This window comes from Paenibacillus lactis (genome assembly GCF_017873605.1).
Classification (GTDB): domain Bacteria; phylum Bacillota; class Bacilli; order Paenibacillales; family Paenibacillaceae; genus Paenibacillus_AQ; species Paenibacillus_AQ lactis.
The window spans coordinates 1-15,378 of the sequence record NZ_JAGGKI010000024.1; the positions used below are offsets into that span (position 1 = coordinate 1).

The 15,378-nt window shown below is 51.9% G+C and carries 15 protein-coding genes; 14 read left to right on the forward strand and 1 reads right to left on the reverse strand.

Going from position 1 to position 15,378, the window contains the following annotated elements; all coding sequences use genetic code 11:
* Positions 1 to 876: 876 nt before the first annotated feature.
* Complete coding sequence (mnmA, locus tag J2Z18_RS26890; RefSeq protein ID WP_210095591.1) at positions 877 to 1,986, reverse strand: tRNA 2-thiouridine(34) synthase MnmA; 1,110 nt, start codon at positions 1,984 to 1,986, stop codon at positions 877 to 879.
* 302 nt (positions 1,987 to 2,288) lie between these two features.
* Between mnmA and cymR the strand changes: the two genes are divergently transcribed.
* The 14 genes from cymR (at position 2,289) to J2Z18_RS26960 (ending at position 15,258) form a co-directional block, all read left to right on the forward strand.
* A complete protein-coding gene (cymR, locus tag J2Z18_RS26895; protein ID WP_007129249.1) occupies positions 2,289 to 2,708 on the forward strand; it encodes a cysteine metabolism transcriptional regulator CymR in 420 nt (139 codons plus the stop codon).
* A gap of 509 nt (positions 2,709 to 3,217) precedes the next feature.
* Positions 3,218 to 3,529, forward strand: coding sequence for a hypothetical protein (locus tag J2Z18_RS26900; protein ID WP_007129250.1), 312 nt, complete (start codon positions 3,218 to 3,220; stop codon positions 3,527 to 3,529).
* Between the two features lie 440 nt (positions 3,530 to 3,969).
* A complete protein-coding gene (locus tag J2Z18_RS26905; RefSeq protein WP_210095592.1) occupies positions 3,970 to 5,115 on the forward strand; it encodes a cysteine desulfurase family protein in 1,146 nt (381 codons plus the stop codon).
* 140 nt (positions 5,116 to 5,255) lie between these two features.
* Entirely contained in the window at positions 5,256 to 5,777 is a 522-nt protein-coding gene (locus tag J2Z18_RS26910) for a PRC-barrel domain-containing protein (RefSeq protein ID WP_007129252.1), read from the forward strand.
* Positions 5,778 to 5,788: 11 nt separating this feature from the next.
* Positions 5,789 to 5,998 carry a YrzR-like zinc ribbon domain gene (locus J2Z18_RS26915; RefSeq protein ID WP_007129253.1) on the forward strand — a complete coding sequence of 70 codons (210 nt, stop codon included), beginning with the start codon at positions 5,789 to 5,791 and terminating at the stop codon, positions 5,996 to 5,998.
* A 167-nt stretch (positions 5,999 to 6,165) separates the two neighbouring features.
* A complete protein-coding gene (locus J2Z18_RS26920; protein ID WP_007129254.1) occupies positions 6,166 to 7,233 on the forward strand; it encodes an AI-2E family transporter in 1,068 nt (355 codons plus the stop codon).
* Positions 7,234 to 7,663: 430 nt separating this feature from the next.
* Complete coding sequence (alaS, locus tag J2Z18_RS26925; protein ID WP_210095613.1) at positions 7,664 to 10,291, forward strand: alanine--tRNA ligase; 2,628 nt, start codon at positions 7,664 to 7,666, stop codon at positions 10,289 to 10,291.
* 201 nt (positions 10,292 to 10,492) lie between these two features.
* Positions 10,493 to 10,753, forward strand: a complete 261-nt coding sequence (locus J2Z18_RS26930; RefSeq protein ID WP_007129256.1) for an IreB family regulatory phosphoprotein — start codon at positions 10,493 to 10,495, stop codon at positions 10,751 to 10,753.
* 11 nt (positions 10,754 to 10,764) lie between these two features.
* A complete protein-coding gene (ruvX, locus tag J2Z18_RS26935; RefSeq protein ID WP_007129257.1) occupies positions 10,765 to 11,178 on the forward strand; it encodes a Holliday junction resolvase RuvX in 414 nt (137 codons plus the stop codon).
* Between the two features lie 12 nt (positions 11,179 to 11,190).
* Positions 11,191 to 11,493: a DUF1292 domain-containing protein gene (locus J2Z18_RS26940; RefSeq protein ID WP_007129258.1), complete on the forward strand. Its 303-nt coding sequence runs from the start codon at positions 11,191 to 11,193 to the stop codon at positions 11,491 to 11,493.
* Positions 11,493 to 11,804, forward strand: coding sequence for a DUF1292 domain-containing protein (locus J2Z18_RS26945; protein ID WP_007129259.1), 312 nt, complete (start codon positions 11,493 to 11,495; stop codon positions 11,802 to 11,804). The genes J2Z18_RS26940 and J2Z18_RS26945 overlap by 1 nt, the downstream gene beginning before the upstream one ends.
* A 105-nt stretch (positions 11,805 to 11,909) precedes the next feature.
* A complete protein-coding gene (mltG, locus tag J2Z18_RS26950) occupies positions 11,910 to 12,956 on the forward strand; it encodes an endolytic transglycosylase MltG (RefSeq protein ID WP_007129260.1) in 1,047 nt (348 codons plus the stop codon).
* A 13-nt stretch (positions 12,957 to 12,969) separates the two neighbouring features.
* Complete coding sequence (locus J2Z18_RS26955) at positions 12,970 to 13,902, forward strand: peptidase U32 family protein (protein WP_210095593.1); 933 nt, start codon at positions 12,970 to 12,972, stop codon at positions 13,900 to 13,902.
* A gap of 12 nt (positions 13,903 to 13,914) precedes the next feature.
* Positions 13,915 to 15,258, forward strand: a complete 1,344-nt coding sequence (locus J2Z18_RS26960; RefSeq protein ID WP_007129262.1) for a peptidase U32 family protein — start codon at positions 13,915 to 13,917, stop codon at positions 15,256 to 15,258.
* Positions 15,259 to 15,378: the final 120 nt, after the last annotated feature.

Sequence of the window (15,378 nt, forward strand, 5' to 3'; positions counted from 1 at the left end):
ATTTTTTTTGACACCCTCTCGTCTGCTTTGTTTCATTATCGTTTTATCACTAAGGGGTGTCCACTTTTTATTCTAGCTGCAAAAAGGGACTTGTTTGCTCCTGAGGGGCTCGAACCGGCATCACAAGACCCTTTTAGGGACTTGTTCGCTCCCAGGGGGCTCAAACCGTCGTCATAAGACCCTTTTAGGGACTTGTTTGCTCCCAAGGGGCCCGAACCGTCGTCACAAGACCCTTTCGGGGACTTGTTCGCGCCTGAGGGGCCCGAACCGTCGTCACAAGACCCTTTTAGGGACTTGCTTACCCCGGCGCCCCCCAAGTCGGTTGGGGTGGTATGTCCAACGTCATTGCCTTTGGGGTTTACGGACGTCCATCGGCGGATCCCCTTCACCTGCTAGGTTTCAACGTACGCACATTCTCCCCTCGATGCACTGCTTCCCGTACGAACATGGTTCCTCTAAGTACATACTCTTTATAAAGCACATACTCTCTGTAAGCACATGCTTCCCGTAAGCACATTTCTCTTGTGCACGGTTCGGGTCCGGGGATGTTTGATATGGCTACCGCACATAGAAATATGGTCGCAGGCCCTTAGAAATTTAGCTGCCGACTAAAGAAACGTGGCTGCCGCCCAAAGAATTACTTACTAAAGAACATGCCATAGAATCATCCTGCCCACATAGAAAAATGCCTGCCTACCATAGAATCTTCCTACTCACCTTAGAGACAGCTGGGCATTTCAGTCTCGTTCCGGCAGAAAAAATGCACCTCCGTTGTCACCACACCACTTTCCAGTGAGGTATGACAGAGGTGCATTTTTATGTTGCATTGAGGTCGAATTAGCCGACAATCAAATGCTTCCTAATTTAGCCTCCAGATTAATACGGGATTTTATCCGCGGATTCGATCGTTCCGCCGCCAAGGCACTCTTCGCCTTGATAGAACACGACGGCTTGTCCCGGCGTAATGGCTTTTTGCGGCTTTGCAAACGCCACATGCACCGTGCCGTCTTCACGCGGCGTAAGCGTCACTTCCTGGTCTGGCTGACGGTAACGGAATTTGGCGGTGCAGGTGAAGGCGGCTTTGGGCATAGCGTCCTCGCCTGCAATCCAGTTGACTCCCGAGGCGATCAATCCTGTTGAATACAAGCTTGGATGATCTCCTTGCACAACGTACAGAATATTGTTGTTCAGATCTTTGTCAGCCACGAACCAAGGTTCGCCCGAGCCGGATCCGCCAATGCCGAGACCTTGGCGCTGGCCGAGCGTATAGTACATGAGACCGTCATGACGGCCTTTCACCTCTCCGGTGACGATATCCACCATGTCGCCGGATTGGGCCGGCAAGTACTGGCTCAGGAATTCCTTGAAATTCCGTTCGCCGATAAAGCAAACGCCGGTGCTGTCTTTTTTCTTCGCGGTGTACAGACCGGCTTCCTCCGCGAGGCGGCGCACTTCCGGTTTAGGCAAATGCCCGATCGGGAACAGGGCTTTAGACAGCTGCTCCTGGTTGAGTGCATTCAGGAAATAGGTTTGGTCCTTGTTGCCATCGACACCACGGAGAAGATGGAATTGCCCGTTCTCCTCGGTGACGCGCGCGTAATGGCCGGTTGCCACATAATCGGCTCCGAGATCGAGGGCTTTGTTCAGGAACTCGCCGAATTTGATTTCACGGTTGCACATGACATCAGGGTTCGGCGTTCTTCCGGCTTTATATTCATCAAGAAAATAGGAGAATACTTTATCGAAGTACTCCTTCTCGAAATTGACGGTGTAGTAGGGAATGTCCAGCTGTTCGCATACCCGGCGCACGTCTTCCGCATCCGCTTCGGCGGTGCAGTAGCCGAATTCGTCGGTATCGTCCCAGTTTTTCATAAAGATGCCGATTACTTCATAGCCCTGCTGCTTGAGCAGCAGCGCCGTTACGGAGGAATCGACTCCCCCTGACATGCCGACAACGATCCGAGTGTTCTTATTATCTGTAGACATCGTTATCACCATTTTCATCTTAAATTGTGCCCATGACGTATTTTAACATACTTTCGCCAAGGTTCCCATGCTTGGATATGTCCACTCAGGGTGAACAAATTTTTACGATTTGATCCGGATTATTAGCCATTGGCATTCAGGATATGGTACCATAAGCTGAGGGTAATGATCGGAATACGGAGAAAACTCAGAATTAGCAGGAATCGAGCATACGTGTACCGTATTTATCGTGTTATCCGATTCCCCTAACAGCATGTTCAAGTATGGACATCATATACAAATATTCGAAAGAGGTGTCACCTTTGAAGATATCAACTAAAGGAAGGTACGGATTGACGATTATGATGGAGCTGGCCGCCAAATTCGGCGAAGGCCCGACCTCGCTCAAAAGCATAGCGGAGAAGAATCAGCTCTCGGAGCATTACCTGGAGCAGCTGATCGCGCCGCTTCGGAACGCAGGTCTGGTCAAGAGCATTCGCGGCGCATACGGCGGCTACATCCTGTCCCGCGAGCCGGCTTCGATTACGGCGGGGGACGTCATCCGCGTGCTCGAGGGGCCGATCTCACCGGTGGATTTTACGGAGGAAGACGATCCGGCGAAACGGGATTTGTGGCTTCGTATCCGCGACAGCATCGCCGAGGTACTGGATTCCACGACGCTTGATAACCTCATCAATTTCCAGGAACAGTCCGCTGCGGACAATTATATGTTCTATATTTAATTCAAAGGCTGAAGCATTAGCCGGCTAAGCCACATATAATCAAGGGGTATTGCGTCTCTCTGTGGTATCCCTTGATCTATAACATGATCCCACGTTTTCTACAGATCGCCTCCGCGTCAACTTGGAAGTTTGAACTCCTTTGTTATCTGATCTGATCGATCGCTCCATATGCCTTCCGAATGGGGTAATCTCATTCCATCTGTAGCTGTATCCGACATCTTCACCGTTTCATTGCTTTTTCGCTCCATGATTAGAACCCGCCTTCCCCGGACATGCTTTATATGGCATGCGATGTGCCGGAGAAATCGAAATCACCAAAACTCGGTGAAGAAAAAAGATGAGTTAGCATAAGGGAACATCGGGACAAGCGGAACGAAATCCCAAGAACATAAGCTTGACAGCTCGTTGCTGAACAAAAAGGCTTTAAATGAAATAGAAGGGGTAACAATATGGGGTGGTCGGTGTCTAATGATGTAGGCAAGTGAACTTAGACTAAAAGGGGAGAAATTATGAGTAGAAGCTGGCAAGAGGATATGAATCTTTGCCATTCGGTTGATGAGGAAAGTAAATCTGCCGCGTTAAAATACTGGCTTGAGCAAGCAGCAGCAGAGAAACAAAGGGCGGATACGCTCAATAACGCAGTAAAAGAAGCCATCGACATTTGCGAAAGCATGACGGAGTCCGATGACCCCCTGGAGATTCTTGAGCAAGCGTTGATTAAATTGCAATTAGTCGTGTCTCTTCCATTGAATAAGGGAAGCTTGAATACTATGGGCAGCTGGAGCTTTGGAGAAACGAGTTTTAAGAAAGAAAGTTTATAGAAAACAGTTTATAGAGAATAGGCTCCTTGGTCGTTATTCTTGATCCGTTGACTTCTGTTTTTGTATGCCTGGAAGGGGGGTATAATTACAACCTTTTTGTTGTTGTTTTGTTTCAGAAATTTTTCATGAGAAGTTGCAGAGCTGGGGCTCATCGTATATGCTATTATCGGGTTGTGATAAAAAGAACTTCCACGAGCCAAAGGGATGAACAGCCCTCCTGAGCTTATTTAGAATCCATGACAGAAGCCAATGAGGTTTTCATCGATAAGCTGCGGAGAGACCACATTTTTGCTGTAAAGCTTCCTTAAATGTTTTAGCATAAAAATCACATTCCGGCATTTGGGCGCGATCACGATGAAATGACGAATCGCCTAACCGCCTAATCTCCTTAATCGCCGGAAATGTGAATACTCGACTAATATCAAGGTGCGTGAATAAACATGAAAACCGTGTATTTGGATCATGCGGCCTCGACACCGATGCATCCGGCCGTCGCGGAAGCAATGATGGACATCATGACGAACTGGCACGGCAATGCTTCGAGCGTCCATGCATATGGACGGGAAGCGAAGAAGATTGTGAACGGGGCGCGGGATCGAATCGCGTCCCTTTTGGGATGCCAATCGGATGAGCTGGTATTTACCTCCGGCGGCACCGAGAGCGATAACCTGGCTATCTTCGGCATCGTTGAGGCGGCTGGGGTAAGCGGCAAGCATGTCATTACCTCCGCGGTGGAGCATCATGCGGTGCTTCATGCCTGCCAAGAGCTGGAGAAGAGAGGCTGCGAGGTTACCTACATTCCGGTCGATCATACCGGTCGCGTCTCGGTAGAGGATATCGCCGGCGCCATCAAGGAGAACACCGTGCTTGTTACGATTATGTATGGAAATAATGAAGTAGGCACCATCCAGCCGATAGCCGAGATCGGCGAGCTGTGCGCACGCCGTGGCGTCGTATTTCATACGGACGCCGTCCAGGCGCTGGGATCTGCTCGAATATCCTGCCGTGACCTCCCCGTCGATATGTGGAGCTTCTCCGCTCACAAAATTAACGGCCCGCAAGGTGTCGGCGCTTTGGTGGTCAAACGGGGATTGAGCTTGTCACCGCGTCTATTTGGCGGGCTGCAGGAGAAGAAGCGCCGTGCCGGAACCGAGAATATGGCGGGAATTGCCGGATTTGCGGCGGCAGCGGAGCTCGCCGTTAACGGGATTGAGCAGCGGCTTGCGCATTATCGGCTGCTGCGGAACACGCTGCTCGAGGAGCTTCGCCGATTGATCGGCGAGGAGGCTTTTGCGATCAACGGAAACCAGGAGTACTATCTCCCGCATGTGCTGAATCTCAGCTTTCCTGATGTGAGCACCGAGACGATGCTGATGAATCTGGATATGGAAGGCATAGCGGCTGCAAGCGGCTCGGCCTGCACCTCGGGCTCGCTGGAAATCTCTCATGTGCTTCAGGCCATGAAGCTTCCCGACCCGATTTTGCGATCGGCGATTCGATTTAGTTTCGGTTTGGGTAATACTACTCAAGAAATGGAGTTCACGGCCCAAAAAATTGAAACCATCCTTAAACGGCTGCGTAAATAAATGTTGAGGGATTTCTCTTTTCGCTAATAAAGGGGGTATGCGTTCATCCATTTCATCCTTAGAAGCCGAGGGGCTGGCTGCATGCCATGCTGGATTGCCGGTTTCAAACAAGCGGAGGATGAGGAGGTATCCATCTAGCAATGAAGCTTCAGGAAATGATCGGACTGGCTGTATTCGACGTGGAAAACGGTAAAGAAATCGGAAAAATCCACGATTTTATACTAGATGATAACTGGCTGATAACCGGATTGGAACTTGAAGGCCGGGCTTTGTTCTCCACACATGTGAAAAGCGTTGCATGGGAAGACATCGTAGCCTATGGAGAAGATGCCGTCATGATCCGGAGCCAAGAGGCCGTACGGAAGGTAGGAACGGGCGAAATTGGCTTAACTTACCTTACAGGCAAGCGTAAATTGAAAGAAATGCAGGTCCTGACGGAGGACGGAGTTCTGCTCGGACGTGTTTCGGATGTTTATTTTGAGCAGGAACAGGGCAATACAATATTAGGATTGGAAATATCCGACGGTTTTGTATCGGATTTGATCGAAGGCCGCAAATGGCTGCCTTGCACAGCGGAAATGGCTGTCGGTGAACATGCCGTAATGGTCCCCCCGATGAGCGAACAGCGTCTGGAAAAAGCCATTAATTCTGTGAACGGATAGGGTGAAGTAGGATGAAATGTCCAAACTGTAGTTCCAAAGATATCGGAAAAATCGGCTCCCACCAGTTTTACTGCTGGGGATGCTTTATTGAATTGACGGTGAACGGGGAGAAGATGTCCGTATACCAGGTTGAAGAGGACGGCACGCTCAGCTCGCTGGATGATTTATTCTTCGGCGATGAGATGCAGCCGGAGTTCCCGCATTTGCACGCCTCTTCCTAAAGAGCGCGTACATATTCTCAGAGAATAGGGCCTTCCCGCCGGATCCATGGAGATCTTCCGCGAGGGAGGTCCTTTTTCTATGAACCAGAGGAACTGAATGTTAGATTAAATCCGGAAGCTTGGACATATACTACAGGGTAAGCTTTTGCCGTAAAGGAGAGTGCCCTGTGGAACAGCTGACCGAGAGCAAGTGGTTTCGCTTTTTAATATGGCTGCTGCTTGGACTGATTACCCTTTATTTTGTATGGCTTCTTAGGCCTTTATTTCTCGATGTCTATCGTTTTGTCAAAGCGGTGCTTGCTCCGTTTCTGATAGCCATGATCATATCCTATGTCCTGAATCCGATTGTATGCATGCTGTCCGACCGTAAGGTCCCGCGAAGCGCTGCGGTGCTCCTGATCTATGCGGTGTTCTTGGCCGCACTTGCCGTCATTCTCATCAATTTGATTCCGATGCTGATACGGCAGCTGGAGGAATTAAACGAGCATCTGCCTGAGCTGACGATGAACGCGCAGTCGCTGATGACCAGTCTGGATAGCCGTCTGCTGCCGCCGGGCGTACGAACCGGGGTGAACAGCTGGTTTCTGACCATCGAATCGAGGCTGGCCGGAGGCATCTCGGACTTTATGGACAATATCGGCAATGCGATTAACATATTGTTCAATGTCATGATCGTGCCGTTCCTCATTTTTTACATATTAAAAGATTTCGAGGTGTTTCAGCGGACGACCGTTTCCTATCTGCCCCGAAGCCACCGCAAGTCGATCGTTATCCTGCTTAAGGACATTGATAATGCCCTTGGCAATTATGTCCGGGGGCAGTTTCTCGTTTGCCTCATTATCGGTATTCTCGCATACATCGGTTATATGATCGTAGGCATGCCGTATGCGCTGCTGCTTGCCAGCATCGTGGCCGTGTTCAACATCATTCCGTATTTGGGGCCTTTTCTGGGCGCCGCTCCGGCGCTTGTTATGGCTTCGACCCTTTCATGGAAAATGGTGCTGATGGTCGCGCTCGTCAATATGGTGTGCCAGACGCTCGAAAGCAATGTGATCTCTCCGCAGGTGGTTGGGAAGAAGCTGCATATGCATCCGCTTCTTATCATATTCGCCCTGCTTGTCGGAGGCCAGATCGCGGGAACTGTCGGCCTTATTCTCGCCGTACCTGTCTTTGCAGTGCTGAAGGTCCTCTTGCAGCATGTGTTCGCTTATTATGTAAGGCGGAAATCGGGCTGAGATCCGAGCAGACGTTGACGATCGGTGGCGACGGATTGACAATATGCCGTTTCCGTGGATATACTTGAAATATTAAACGAATATTCGTCCAAATCGATGAGAAAATCCCAGTAAGCTTCGTGCACCTTGCCCAGAGAACAGGTTCCTTTCGGCGGATCGATGCGATCCAATACGAATGGCTGCGAGAACCTGGAAGCGTCCAAGCTGAAATGCTAATTTTTGAGTGTGAACAAAATTCACCGGGTGGCTGCCGTTATCCAGCTGCAACGAGGCGATCGTCGCATGTCTTTTCGGTTAACCAACCGGACGGATTCTTGCACGATAACCAGGGTGGTACCGCGAGAACATCGTCCCTGAACTATTTCAGGGGCGTTTTTGTGTTCGGGTTAATTTGGCCCGGGCGTTATATTATGACTGGAGGATGCTAATGATGAAAGCAAGTGAAATTCGATCCAAATGGCTGGCGTTTTTCGCCGAGAAAGGCCATCACATTGAGCCAAGCGCTTCGCTTGTCCCGCACAACGACCCGTCGCTGCTGTGGATTAATGCAGGCATGGCGCCGCTGAAGCCGTACTTTGACGGCCGGGTGATCCCGGACAATCCGAGAATCGCCAACTCGCAGAAATGCATTCGCACCAATGATATCGAGAATGTCGGCAAGACTCGCCGTCACCACACGTTCTTCGAAATGCTCGGAAACTTTTCTATCGGAGACTACTTCAAGGAAGAAGTCATTACCTGGGCATGGGAGTTTCTGACCGACAAGAAGTGGATCGGGTTCGATCCGGAGCGCCTGTCCGTCACGGTATACCCGGAGGATGAGGAAGCGTTCAAGCTGTGGAACGAGAAGATCGGCCTGCCCGAGAGCCGGATTATCAAGCTGCAGGACAACTTCTGGGATATCGGGGAAGGGCCATGCGGACCATGTACCGAGATTTTCTACGACCGCGGGGAAGAGTATGGGCACGGAGCGCCGGAAGAAGAGCTGTTCCCGGGCGGCGAGAACGAGCGCTGGCTTGAGGTATGGAACCTCGTATTCTCGCAGTTCAACCATAACAAGGACGGCAGCTACACGCCGCTTCCGAACAAGAACATCGATACGGGTGCAGGACTTGAGCGTTTTGCCTCCATTTTGCAAAATGTCGATTCCAACTTCGATACCGACCTGTTCCAGCCGATCATTCAAAAGACCGCTGAGCTTGCCGGTGTGAAATACAAGGAGAAGGCGGAATACGACGTGGCTCTCAAGGTCATTGCGGATCATATCCGCACCGTCGCCTTTGCCGTTGCCGACGGCGTGCTGCCTTCTAATGAAGGACGGGGCTATGTCATCCGCCGTTTGCTCCGCCGTGCGGTTCGATACGGGAAGGTGCTCGGTCTTGACAAGCCGTTCATGTTCACGTTGACCGGCACGGTCGGCGACATTATGGGCGCCTACTATCCGGAGGTTGTGGAGAAACAGGCGTTCATCGAGAAGGTAATCGCAACGGAAGAAGAGCAGTTCCACAAGACGCTCTCCGACGGGCTGGCGATTCTGGCAGAGATGAGCGCGGAAGCGAAGAAGCAAGGCCAATCGGTCATTAGCGGCGCCGATGCGTTCAAACTGTACGATACCTATGGTTTCCCGTTCGATTTGACGGAGGATTATGCGGCTGAGCACGGCCTGAGCGTCGATCGCGAAGGCTTCGACGAGGCGATGAAGGAGCAGCGCGAGCGTGCGCGCAAAGCCCGCCACGAAACGGAAAGCATGAAGGTTCAAGGCGGGGTTCTGTCCGATTATACGGTTAAAAGCGAATTTGTTGGATATAATGACACCGTTCGCGATGCGAAGGTGCTGGCCATCATTACGGATGATCAATTTGCCGATGGAATCGGCGAAGGACAGTCCGCCCAGGTCATTCTGGATGCAACGCCGTTCTACGCCGAAAGCGGCGGCCAGGTCAGCGACCAAGGCGTGCTTGAGGGCGATACGGTACGCGCAAAAGTAGAAGGCCTGTTCAAAGCCCCTCACGGACAGCATGTGCATTTTGTAACCGTGGAGGCAGGCGAACTGAAGGTAGGCGACGTCGTAGCCGCCAAGGTGGATGCCAGCCTTCGAAATGATATCGTGAAGAACCATACGGCAACCCACTTGCTGCATAAAGCGCTGAAAGAAGTGCTTGGCGAGCATGTCAACCAGGCGGGCTCCCTTGTCGAGCCGCAGCGGCTGCGCTTTGACTTCTCACATTTCGGCAGCATTACCCAGGAGGAGCTGGCCGAAATCGAGCGCCGCGTCAATGAGCAAGTGTGGAAGAGCATCCCGGTGGTCATCGACCTCAAGCCGATTGATGAAGCGAAGGCTATGGGAGCGATGGCGCTGTTCGGGGAAAAATACGGGGATATCGTCCGCGTCGTCCAAGTCGGCGATTACAGCATCGAGCTGTGCGGAGGATGTCATGTGGACAATACGTCCCGAATCGGCATCTTCAAGCTGCTCGGAGAGAGCGGCATCGGCTCCGGCGTGCGGCGGATCGAAGCTGTGACCGGGCGCCATGCCTATGAGTACCTGGAAGGACAGCTTGATCTTCTCAAGCAGGCATCAAGCCTCTTGAAGAGCAACATCTCTGACGTGCCGAAGCGAATCGAGGGATTGAACCAACAGCTTAAGGAGCTGGCCCGCGAGAATGAATCGCTGCAAGGCAAGCTGGGAGCGATTGAGGCCAGTCAGCTGACGGATAAAGTGAAGCAAGTGGGTGAAGTCCAGCTGCTGGCGGCTGAAGTTCAGGCAGGCGGCATGGACGGACTCCGCAGCATTGCGGATGAGCTGAAGGGCAAGCTGCCGAATGCGATCATCGTACTCGGCTCCAAAGCGGGCGAGAAAGTGAACTTCGTCGTAGCCGTGCCGCAGGATCTGGTGAAGAAGGGCTATCATTCAGGCAAGCTGGTGAAGGAAGTCGCTTCGGTCTGCGGAGGCGGAGGCGGTGGCCGTCCGGATATGGCCCAGGCTGGCGGCAAGGATGCATCCAAGATGGCCCAGGCTCTCCAGCGGGCAGAGGAGCTTGTCGCCCAAGGCGTTTAATGCTTTGTCCTTCGGTGGTGTACAGCGGGCGGGGACGCATTCGCTGTACACTATCCTGAATTTTTTGGAGTACCCTCTAAATATTTCGCTTTGGATTTCCGTAGAGACGACGGAGTATGGTATGATATAACAAGATCAAGCTGGTAAATTTTCGACGAGGCATGGTTTACATGTTCTTTGAAGAAGCGAGGTGTGTCACACATGGACTCCATGGATAAGACAGTCAAGTTCAATGTAAAAGGTGATGAGAAGGAGGTTTCCGCTCAGGACATTTTACTTTCGGTATACGACTCGTTGGTCGAGAAGGAGTACAATCCGATTAACCAGATCGTGGGATATCTTTTGTCCGGGGACCCTGCTTATATACCTCGGCACAACAATGCCAGAAGTTTGATCCGGAAGAAAGAGCGAGATGAATTGATTGAAGAACTGGTCCGGTTCTACTTAGCCAGTCACCGTTAGGAGTATAGGGAATGCATAGAATCATGGGATTAGATTACGGGGACCGCAGAATCGGGATAGCCCTAAGCGACGTATTCGGATGGACGGCCCAAGGGCTCGAGGTCGTCGAACGCCGCCGGGACGGGAGCGAGCTGAACCGAATCGCCGAGCTTGTAAAAGAGCATGAGGTTGGTGAGATCGTGGTCGGCCTTCCGAAAAATATGAACGGCACGATTGGTCCCCGGGGTGAAATCTGCATGGAATTCGCAGGCACGCTGCGGGATTCCCTAGACTTACCCGTTCACCTTTGGGATGAACGGCTATCAACAGTATCCGCTGAGAGGACATTGCTGGAAGCCGATGTCAGCCGAAAAAAGCGAAAACAGGTCGTGGACAAAATGGCCGCAAGTTTGATATTACAAAACTACTTGGATTCTAAAAGGTGAGGGTGATTACGAATGGCGAATGAGCATATTGGCATGGAAGAAGAACCGGAAATTATTTATATTCCCGATGACGAGGGCAATGAGGAAGAGTTTGAAGTCATCATGAAATTCGAGGTGGACGGCTCCGACGCCAGATACATGATGGTCGTGCCGCGTGAAGCAGCCGATGAGGAGACCGATGAAGTGTACGCCTTCCGCTATGAGGAAGACGGAGATGATCTCAAGCTGTTCATGATCGAGGATGACGAGGAATGGGCGATCGTCGAAGAAACCTTCAATACGCTCGTGGATGAGCTGAATGGGAGCGACGAGTAATGGCGGATTTTTCGGTTGAGAATATCGTGTGGACCCAGGTGCTCAAGGAAGCATTCGGTGAAAGCATCGAGCTTGAGGACGAGAAGGGTCAAGTCGAGGTCTATGATATTGCCGCCGAATTTGAAGTAGATGGCCAAGGCTATGCCATTCTGGTGCAGCCGGACCGGATGGACGAGGAGTACGAGGTGCTCCGGATCGTGACGGACGCAGACGGCAGCTTGCAGCTGGCGACCATTGACGACGATGAAGAGTGGGAAAATGTGTCGGAGCTGTATGATGAGCTGACGTTTCCGGAGGAAGACGAGGATTAAGGGCAGCTGAATCGTTACTTACGCGGATTCTCTCGATTTGATTTCAAATGAGTTTATGGAAGGGGCGGACCTGTCCGCCCCTTTTGGTGTGAAGGGATGAGTAGATTGAAGAAACTGGCTATAGCAGCACTGGCGTTGATCCTCATTGCCGGCGGGGCTGCATTCTATGTGTGGAACGGCCTTCAGCCTGTTCAGAGCTCGGATGCCCCGGTAGAATTTACGGTGGAGCCGGGCATGAGCACATCATCCATTGCCGATCTGCTGGAGGACAAGGGATTAATTAAGAACGCCCTACTACTTAAAGGTTATTTGAAGCTTACGAATGAAGGGAGCCGGTTAATGGCCGGCACCTACGAGGCAACGCCCGGCACTCCCTTTCAGGAGCTGCTGACGATGATGAATAACGGCGAAGTCAAGCCGGAGGAGATGGTCCGCTTTACAATACCGGAAGGCTTCACGGTCGCCCAAATGGCGGAGAAGATATCCGAGGAAAGCGGGATCGATGAGAAAGAAATTCTGGACCTCGCTGACCAATCCTCCGGATGGGACATTCCGGTGGCGGCCGAAATTCCTGAGGATCCGGAGCTGAAGCATCATTTGGAGGGCTATCTGTTCCCGGCAACGTACGAGCTCCCGAAGAAGGAATTATCGGCCAAAGGAATCGTGGAGACCATGCTGAAGGAGACCGAAAAGCGTCTTGAAGAAATCCCGAATTGGGAGGAGCAGCTGAAGGCTCGCGGCGTGACGTTCCATGAACTGATGACGATCGCTTCGCTGGTCGAGCGCGAGGTGGTCGTCGATCATGAGCGTCCGCTTGTGGCCGGCGTGATCTATAACCGCCTGGAGCAGGACATGAAGCTGGAGATTGACGCTACGGTGCAGTACTTGCTGGATAAACCGAAGGAGCGGCTGCTTTATGCCGATCTGGAGGTCAAGAGCCCTTATAATACGTATCGCCAGAAAGGTCTCCCTCCAGGGCCGATCGCAAGCCCGAGTCTGGAATCGATCAAGGCGGCGCTGAACCCGGAGAAGTCCGATTACCTGTTCTATGTCACGAAGAAGGACGGGACCCAGGAGCATTTGTTTGCGAAGACGTATAAGGAGCATTTGAAGAACATCGAGACGAGCAAGAAGATGGGACAACAGGAATAGGAGGAATCCTAAAATGAGTAACAAACCCGAATTACTGGCTGCAGCCGGTTCGACGGCTGAAGTGCGAGCTTACCTGGATGCAGGGGCGAACGCTGTCGTCGTAGGCGAGGATCGCTTCGGCATGAGGCTGCCGGGGAGCATGACCTTAGAGGAAATCCGTGAGGCTGCCGAGCTGACGCACAGCCGCGGCAGCAGCATTTATGTGTGCGTGAACAATCTAATGACCAATGAGCTGTCGAATGATCTGCCGGATTATATCCGGTCGCTGGGAGAGATCGGGATCGATGCTGTTGAATTTAACGACCCATCGGTGTTGACCGCAGTCAAGGAGCATGCTCCGAAGGTCAAGCTTCATTGGAACGCCGAAATGACGGCGACCAATTACTCCACAGCCAACTATTGGGGAAACAAAGGCGCTTCACGCGTCATCCTTGCGCGTGAACTGAATATGGATGAGGTAACCGAAATGAAGCCCCGCCTCGAGCTTGAGGCCCAGGTGCAGATTCATGGCATGACGAATATTTACCACTCCAAACGCCGTCTGGTCAAGAGCTACATGGCTCATCAGGGAAGACCGGTGGAGGAAGGGAACCTCGGCAAAGAGCGGGGGCTGTTCCTCATTGAAGCGGAGCGGCAGGACGAGAAGTATCCGATCTATGAGGATATGAACGGCACGCATATTATGAGTTCCGAAGATATATGTATTCTTGAGGACCTGCATCTGCTGATGGCAGCAGGGGTGGACAGCTTCAAGGTAGAGACTTTGCTGAAACCCCGACACTACAATGAGATTGTCCTCCGTACGTATCGCAAGGCAATCGATACGTACGCAGCCGATCCGTCAAGCTATGCGTTTCAGGAGGAATGGCTTGATGCGATTCGTGAGGTGCAGGATCCGGAGCGGGAATTGTCGTTTGGATTCTTCTATAAGGAACAAGTTTATTAAGGAGTGGACAGCATGGAAGCTATGGCACAGCCAAAATACAAAGGCAAACGCTATCGCCTGGACAAGCCGGAGCTGCTCGCCCCGGCCGGAAATTTGGAGAAACTGAAATTTGCGGTGCACTACGGTGCAGACGCTGTATATATTGGCGGACAGAAATACGGCCTTCGTTCCAATGCGGATAATTTCAGCTTTGAGGAAATGAAGGAAGGCGTAGAGTTTGCGGCCAAGTATGGTGCAAAAGTGTTCGTTGCAACGAACATCTATGCCCATAATGAAGATATTGAAGGAATCGAGGAATACTTGCGGAGCTTGCAGGATGCGGGTATTGCCGCCATTATCGCCGCCGATCCTGCGATCATAGAGGTGGCTAAGCGAGCTGCACCGAAGCTGGAGGTTCATCTGAGCACCCAGCAATCAACGCTCAACTGGCAGGCAGTGAAATTCTGGAAGGATGAAGGGCTCCCCCGCGTCGTTCTGGGCCGGGAGACGAGCCTTGAAGAGATCGCGACGATCAAGGAGCATGTCGATATCGAAATCGAGGCCTTTATCCATGGCGCGATGTGTTCCTCGTTCTCCGGCCGCTGCGTGCTCTCGAACCATTTCACCGATCGGGATTCGAATCGCGGAGGCTGCTGCCAGTCCTGCCGCTGGAAATACGATCTGTTCGAAGACGGAAGAGAGGATGCGGCAGGCTGGGTATCCGAAGAAGACCAGCTCATGCAGCAGGCCGCTCCTGCGCCTGCCCCGTTCAAGCCGGGAGTGACCCAGATTCCGCTGTTTCAGCCGCAGGACAATCCGTTTACGATGGGATCGAAGGATCTGTGCATGCTGGAGCATATTCCGGATCTCATTGAAGTGGGGATCGACAGCTTTAAGATCGAGGGCCGGATGAAGTCCATTCACTATGTAGCCACGGTCGTGAACGTCTATCGGCAGGCAATCGACTCCTACATGGCCGATCCGGAGAATTATGTATTGAAGCCGGAATGGATCGAGGAGATTAATAAGGCGGCCAACCGCCCGCTCAATACCGGATTTTTCTACGACACGCCGGATCATGAGGATCATATCTACGAGCCGGAAGAAAAGGCCGTCCCTTACGATTTCGCCGGATTGGTCATGGAGTATGACGAGGAGACCGGAATTGCCGTGATCCAGCAGCGGAATCATTTCAAGCCGGGCGACGAAATCGAGTTTTTCGGTCCGGACGGAACGTTCTTTAAACAGGCTGTTGGCCGGATCGAAGACCAGCACGGTCAAGAACTGGATGCAGCCCGCCATCCGCTGCAGCTGGTGCGGATGAAAGTGGATCAGCCGGTGCGCTTCTTTGACATGATGCGAAAACGCAAAAATTAGAATTTTATGGTTCTATGGAACTACACAAAAAAGAATCCAAGGTCGTTAGACGGACCTTGGATTCTTTTTTATTAAAAATAATTAGGAAAAACAGATTATTTTTTTGCGAAAAGCCAAAGG